This is a genomic window from Spirulina sp. CS-785/01, from assembly GCF_028330525.1.
Lineage (GTDB): Bacteria > Cyanobacteriota > Cyanobacteriia > Cyanobacteriales > Spirulinaceae > JAQMSD01.
Genome location: NZ_JAQMSD010000193.1, coordinates 1 through 6,467, shown reverse-complemented (window position 1 = coordinate 6,467; position 6,467 = coordinate 1). Strand labels below are relative to the sequence as shown.

General features: G+C 42.9%; 6 protein-coding genes. All 6 read left to right on the top strand.

Features of this window, described 5'->3' with window-relative positions; genetic code table 11:
• Window positions 1-471: 471 nt before the first annotated feature.
• Genes PN462_RS12715 through PN462_RS12690 form a run of 6 tightly spaced genes read left to right on the top strand, consistent with a single transcriptional unit; the run spans window position 472 to window position 6,340 of the window.
• Window positions 472-1,152, top strand: coding sequence for a hypothetical protein (locus tag PN462_RS12715; RefSeq protein WP_272128635.1), 681 nt, complete (start codon window positions 472-474; stop codon window positions 1,150-1,152).
• A 14-nt stretch (window positions 1,153-1,166) separates the two neighbouring features.
• Entirely contained in the window at window positions 1,167-2,198 is a 1,032-nt protein-coding gene (locus PN462_RS12710; RefSeq protein WP_272128634.1) for an aromatic ring-hydroxylating dioxygenase subunit alpha, read from the top strand.
• Window positions 2,195-3,097, top strand: coding sequence for a ferritin-like domain-containing protein (locus tag PN462_RS12705; protein ID WP_272128632.1), 903 nt, complete (start codon window positions 2,195-2,197; stop codon window positions 3,095-3,097). Before PN462_RS12710 ends, PN462_RS12705 begins: the two co-directional genes overlap by 4 nt.
• 13 nt (window positions 3,098-3,110) lie before the next feature.
• Window positions 3,111-4,115 (top strand): hypothetical protein, encoded by a 1,005-nt coding sequence (locus tag PN462_RS12700; protein WP_272128631.1) that lies wholly within the window; start codon window positions 3,111-3,113, stop codon window positions 4,113-4,115.
• A 17-nt stretch (window positions 4,116-4,132) separates the two neighbouring features.
• Window positions 4,133-5,275 (top strand): hypothetical protein, encoded by a 1,143-nt coding sequence (locus PN462_RS12695; protein WP_272128629.1) that lies wholly within the window; start codon window positions 4,133-4,135, stop codon window positions 5,273-5,275.
• A gap of 57 nt (window positions 5,276-5,332) precedes the next feature.
• Window positions 5,333-6,340 carry an aromatic ring-hydroxylating oxygenase subunit alpha gene (locus PN462_RS12690; RefSeq protein ID WP_272128628.1) on the top strand — a complete coding sequence of 336 codons (1,008 nt, stop codon included), beginning with the start codon at window positions 5,333-5,335 and terminating at the stop codon, window positions 6,338-6,340.
• Window positions 6,341-6,467: the final 127 nt, after the last annotated feature.

Sequence of the window (6,467 nt, the reverse complement as noted above, 5' to 3'; positions counted from 1 at the left end):
GTTTTGTGTAGCTCGTTTTGTGTAGCTCGTTTTGTGTAGCTCGTTTTGTGTAGCTCGTTTTGTGTAGCTCGTTTTGTAGAGCTTGTTTTTTGTAGGGAGGTTTCATGAAACCTCCCTACAATGTATTGAAGGTTTCTTTCTCAGAGCAATAGGGGAAGAAACCGAGTTTCTCTCCAAATTGTAGCAATGATCTGCTTGTGAAATCAGAACCCCAATTTCTCAGATAGGGTTTCTCAGAAATTTAACCTTTCCTTCTCGCACCCCACAACCCACCTAACCCCTTCGCAACCAACTCTATTCAGAGAGACGATTTTAAAATTGTCCTGAAAAATTAAGTGGCTCAAACTCACTCACTATAATACAACTAACGGGGATCATTTTTGTTAATGTAGAACCTTTCATTAAACTTTCTTACTCATGCACAGTCACTTATTACCAACTGCTGCCCTTTCTCCAACGCAGCAGCAACAGATGTTTTTACTTCTCAATACCCATTTTAAAGGCGTAAAATGGGAAGTCTTTTTACAAGACTTGAGCGAGAAAAATTGGGTCATTTTATTCACCGACACAGACACCAACCAGTTAAAAGGATTCTCGACACTTTTAATGTATAATACCCCTTATCACGGGGAAACCATTAGTATTGTCTATTCGGGAGACACCATCATTGATCCCAGTGCTTGGTCAAATTCTACCCTTGCTCGTAGTTGGATTTTAGCCGTTAATCAATTAAAAACTGAATTTGCATTAGGGAAACTTTACTGGTTACTCATTTCTGGAGGATATCGCACTTATCGCTTTTTACCCATCTTCTGGAAAGAATTTTACCCCTGCTATCAATTCCCCACTCCTGTTAATATTCAAAATTTAATTAATTTCCTCGCCAACGAAAAATTTGCTCAACAGTACGATAAAACCGCAGGAGTCGTCCGCTTTCAGCATCCTCACCAACTCCGCGACCCCTTAAAAGGCATTCCCCCCAACCGACTCAGCGACCCCCATATTCGCTTTTTTGCTGAAAAAAATCCCGGCCATGTACAAGGAGATGAATTAGTCTGTTTAACAGAGATTTGTCCGGAAAACTTAACCAAAGCAGGACAACGGATGTGGTTTGCTCAACCCCGTTCGGTTTCCTTTTCTCTCCCATCGTAATTGCTCATTTTCCCATGACAGAGGTATTTAATAACCCCCATTGTTTTATTGCTGGATGGTACTGGGTTTTCCCCAGTCGGCAACTGAAAGCAGGTCAAGTGAAACCCGTCACTCTCTTAGGTCGAGACTTGGCCATCTATCGCACTCCCACTAGGACTCCCGTTGCGGTGGATGCGTACTGTCCCCACATGGGGGCCCATCTCGCGGAAGGGAGAGTCGAAGGGGAGGGACTACGGTGTTTTTTTCATAACTGGAAATATGACACCACAGGAGAATGTGTGGATATTCCCTGTCTCGGTCATTCCCTCCCCGTGAAACTCAAAACTTGGCCCACTGTGGACGCATACGGGATGCTTTGGGTTTGGGTGGGAGACAGTCCCCCTCAAGACCTCCCTAATGTTCCGGAATTGGCGGGCCAAGAGTATGATGTGGTTTTGGGGTCCCAGTTTGAGAAAAACTGTCATCCCAATGTGGTGTTAATTAATGCCATTGATGCTCACCACTTTAACACCGTTCATAATTTCCCCTTTCATATTGTCTTCGACTGTCAAGAAATTGACGAAAATACGATTACGTTTAGCAATACCACCAGAGGGGGGGAGGAGTCTTGGTTGGTCAAACTGCTGCGTCCCTTTTACAAAAACGCCATTACCTACCAAATGTGTTACTGGTATGGCAGTACAGGGACTGTCACTTTGGGGCCTGATTTCCTGCACTTTTATATTATGTTTGCCTTACGACTGACTGAAGGGGGGAAAACCCAAGGCCAAACCATTCTCTTAACCCAAAAACGCCAAGGTGTGGGAGGATGGCTGGTGAATCGACTGTTGTTGGAGATGACGAAATGGGTGGGGAATTATTTTGCGAAAGGGGATACACGCATTTTTCAGACCATTCGCTTTAATTTAAAAACCCCTACCCCCGCAGACCAGTCTATTTTGCAGTTTATCCAACACGCAGAACGACAAATTCCCTTAACTTGGGAAACTTGGCAACCTCTTTCTGATTCTTCAGCTAATGTGAACCATACCCGTGAGGTATTATGAAAACCGCAGGATTTACCCTTCCCCATTTACAAGAGTCTCATACCCTTCAACGAGTTCTTTCTTCTGCACTTCAGTCCACTCCGTCCCATGCTTCGGTTAATTTTACGCCGTTTTGGCCGGCGAGGCATTTTAATTTACAGCAAAGTCAGTTGTTTCAAAATGCGACTGCTGACCAACAGGAGACTATCCTTGCATTGACGACCCAGGGGTTATTGGAGGAAGCGTATTTTATTGAGAAAGCAGGGGTGGGATATATGGCCAAGATGGTCATGTTGTCTGCGAGTACCGAGGAACGGATGTTGTACGCGCTGTTTAGTGCGGATGAGACCTATCATTTGGCGCAAATTATGCGGTTTTTGCCGGAGAAACCTGTGGAGACGGATGATGCGTTTTTGCGGTTTTTGGCGGATATCGTAGAATCGGAGGATAAGTCGCTGATTCTCTTTGTTTTGCAGGTGGTGTTGGAAGGATGGGGGTTGAGTCACTATCGCAGTTTAGCGCAAGATTGCACTCATCCGGAGTTGGCGGGGGTGTTGACCAGTTTTCTGCAAGATGAGTCCCGACACCATGCAACGGGGGTGACGCTGTTGAAGCAACATCCGCCGTCGGACTGGAGTATGGGGGTTATTATTGAGACGTTGGCGACGTTTTTACAGATGATTCAGGTGGGCCCGCAACGGGTGGTGAGTGCGGTTGAACAGGGGGTTGGTCATTTGGGATATGGTCAAAAGGTGCAGTTGTTTGAGGAGTTGGATACGGAGACGCAAAGTGGGGTGCGTTTGGCGAAGTTACGGTCTTTAATTGCTAAGGAGACGAGTGGGAAGGTGGTGACTGCGTTGGAGGAGAGGGGGTTATTTACGCCGTTTCCTGCGTCTCTTTGTGCGGAGTTGATGTTGTGAGGCAAGATGAGTGATGAGTGAAGTTATTGTTGATTTTGATAATTCTTGGAAACAAGGGTTAGAGGATTTTTTTGCTGAGTTTCTGGAGTTGTTATTCCCAGAGATTTACGGTTTGATTGATTGGGACAAACCTATTGAGTCGAAAGAACAAGAGTTACAGCAAATTATCCGAGAGGGGGAGCGGGGAAAACAAATCACCGATAAACTTTTTAAAGTGTCTTTGAAAAGTGAGGAAACTGTGTGGATTTTTATTCACACAGAAGTCCAAAATCAAGAAGACACAGAGTTTGTAGAACGGATGTGGCGGTATCATTATCGGTTGCGCGACCGCTACCAAGAACGAATTATTAATTTAGCTGTCTTGGGAGATAGACGCAAATCTTGGCGACCGTCTTCTTATCACTACTCTTTTGGGGGATGTGAAGTAGTTTTCAAGTTTCCCATTGTCAAGTTAGTCGATTTTGAAGAGGAGGAAAAGTGGAAAGAACTTGAAGACAGTGAGAATCCCTTTGCTGTGTTTGTAATGGCACATTTGAGGACGTTATCGACCTATGGACAACTAGATGAGCGCAAAGCATGGAAATGGACGTTAGTGCGACGCTTGTTTGAGAAAGGGTATAGTAGAGAAAAGATTGAAAAGCTCTTTCGTTTGGTGGATTGGCTGATGGCTTTACCTGAAGACTTAGAGCAAGCCTGGTTAACAGAAGTAATAGAATATCAACAGGAGGGACAAATGCCTTTACTGAGTCATTTAGAAATTTGGGCTAAAGAAGAAGGACGACAAGAAGGACGACAAGAAGGACGACAAGAAGGACGACAAGAAGGATTACAGCAAACGGTACGAGTTTTACAGGAAAATATTACTGATCTTTTAGAAAGTCGTTTTGGTTCTCTTAATTCTGAAGTGCAGGAGAATATTGCCAATTTAAATGACATTCCGAGGTTAAGATTTTTATTCAAACAAGCAATTACAATCTCATCTATCGAGGCGTTTCAACAACTGCTAGAGGAAGGATGATTAGAGGGAGCGAAGGAATGAAAACTCTGGTGGATCGTAAGTTGCAAATTAATTATCGACGCAATCAACAACAGGATCATACTCAATTACTGGATCAGGTGGCGAGTGAGTTTGATTATAACGGTTGTCGGGAGCAATATTGGAATCCAGAGGAGTTTTCTTTATTATACGGGACTCCGGTTTGGGAGCAAGCGAGTCCGTCTCAACGGGTGATTTTAAATCAACTGTATTGGGTGGCTTATTATTCCCAGATTATTTCGGCGGAAATTGCTACAATTTTCTTTAATCAAACCAGTGCTGCGGGGTTGTACGCGCAGGAGGATTTCCGGTTGGTTTGTGATATGTTGGATTTGGAATCGTCTCAAGAGCGATCGCATATTCAAGCGTTTAAGACGGTGGGGGAACAGGTGGAGTTGGCGTTATTTGGCAAGCGTATTTTTACGTATCCCATGCGGACTCCCTTTACAGAAACGATGTTATACGCTAATACTAATTATTTAAAACGATGGTGGAAAAAGTTACAGTTACACGCTTTTGGGTTGCTGTCGTCGGATAATACATTTTTAGCTTGTCAATATTTTACGGTGCGGGGGTTACGGACGTTGAATGGGAAGTTAGTGCAGCATAAGTTAAGTCGTTTTTTAGATACGTTTGCTGATCCTGAAACTGCTCCCATTCCGTCTAAAATTTCTTATTATCATTTTATGGATGAGAGTTTTCATTTTAATAGTTCGACAATTATTTCTCACGATATTATTAATTGTATCCCTAAACCGACGAAATTTGAACAGTTTGTGGCGAATTTAGGGATTCAGGGGTGTCAACGGGATCATGCTCATTTTTCGGTGGTGGTGAATGGGATTTTTTGGTATGATCCTGCATTGTATGATGCAGTTTATCAGGTATTGCGATCGCAGCATTTCAACCTAGACGAAACCGAAGCAAAACAACTCCTCATTTCCTGTTTTACCCAACCCTCCGAAGGACTCACCCGCAGTTACCAAACCCACCAAGAAGCAAGAGAGTCTTATCAAGCATATCTAGACCCCCTCAGCTATGTCTGGAAAAGCAACCGCAACATGGAAATTATGCAAAAAACTTCCCTAGAAACCTACTTAAAAACACAACAAAACGCCACCCAACAATGGGTAACAAACTAATCTCCCCCTTGTATCTTCTCTTTGTGTCCTTTGTGTCTTTGTGGTTCAACCTTAAAAATGAACAATAAAATCTTCAATAACTGGGATGTCATAGCGAAAGGATGGTATATTGCTTGTCCCAGTCGAGACATCCCCAAAGGAAAAGCAAAATCTCTCCAAATCTGTGGACAACAAATTGTCTTCTTTCGGGGAGAAGATGGCAAAATTCGCGCTTTAGATGCGTTTTGTCCCCACCTAGGGACTGATCTAGGAATTGGTAAAGTTGAACAGAATCAGATTCGTTGTTTTTTTCATCATTGGCGATTTGATGAAACGGGGAATTGTACGAATATTCCCTGTCAAGAAACGATTCCCAAGAAAGCGAAATTACAATCCTATGCAACGGATGAGAAATATGGGTTTATTTGGGTTTATCCGGATGCAGTTGCAGAGTCAGGGGTGGCCGAGTTTGATGAGTTAAACGGTAAAGATTATATGGCCCTTGCAGATCAACCCTTGACTCGCAATTGTCATCACCATATTTGTATGATGAATGGCATTGATGCACAGCATTTAAGGACGGTACATAAGATTAATATTAGCATGGAGTTGTTGTTAGAAGAGAATGAGACGGGGAATATTATTGATTTTACCTTGCGGGGGGAGTTTCCGAGTACGACTTTGCGGGAAAAGTTGGGACAAAAGCTATTAGGAAAGAGTTATGAATATACCATGCGGTATGCGGATGGGTGTTTGGGTCTTTTAACGATTATGAAGAATGTTAAATTTTTTCCTCCGTTACACATGATTTATGCTTACACTCCGGTTGATGGGAAATATACGAGAATTCAACCCATTTATGTGACGGAAAAAAGAAGGGGAGTTTTGGGGTGGGTAACTGCGCGGTTTTTATTGCTTTGTACTCGTCTTGCTTACTATTTGCTACGGGGAGAAGATGGACAAATTTATGATAATATTCGCTTTAATCCTAATGCCATTTTAGAAATTGACACACCGTTGGTTAAATATATGAATTATGTGGATACGTTAGAGGTGTCTAAGTGGTCTATAAAAACCTTGGGTTAAAACCCAAGGCTAATAGCTCAAACCCGTTAAAACGGGTTAAGATGTTTAGTTCAGAGATTTATTTTTTGTAGAACCTTGGGTTAAAACCCAAGGCTAATAGCTCAAACCCGTTAAAACGGGTTAAGAT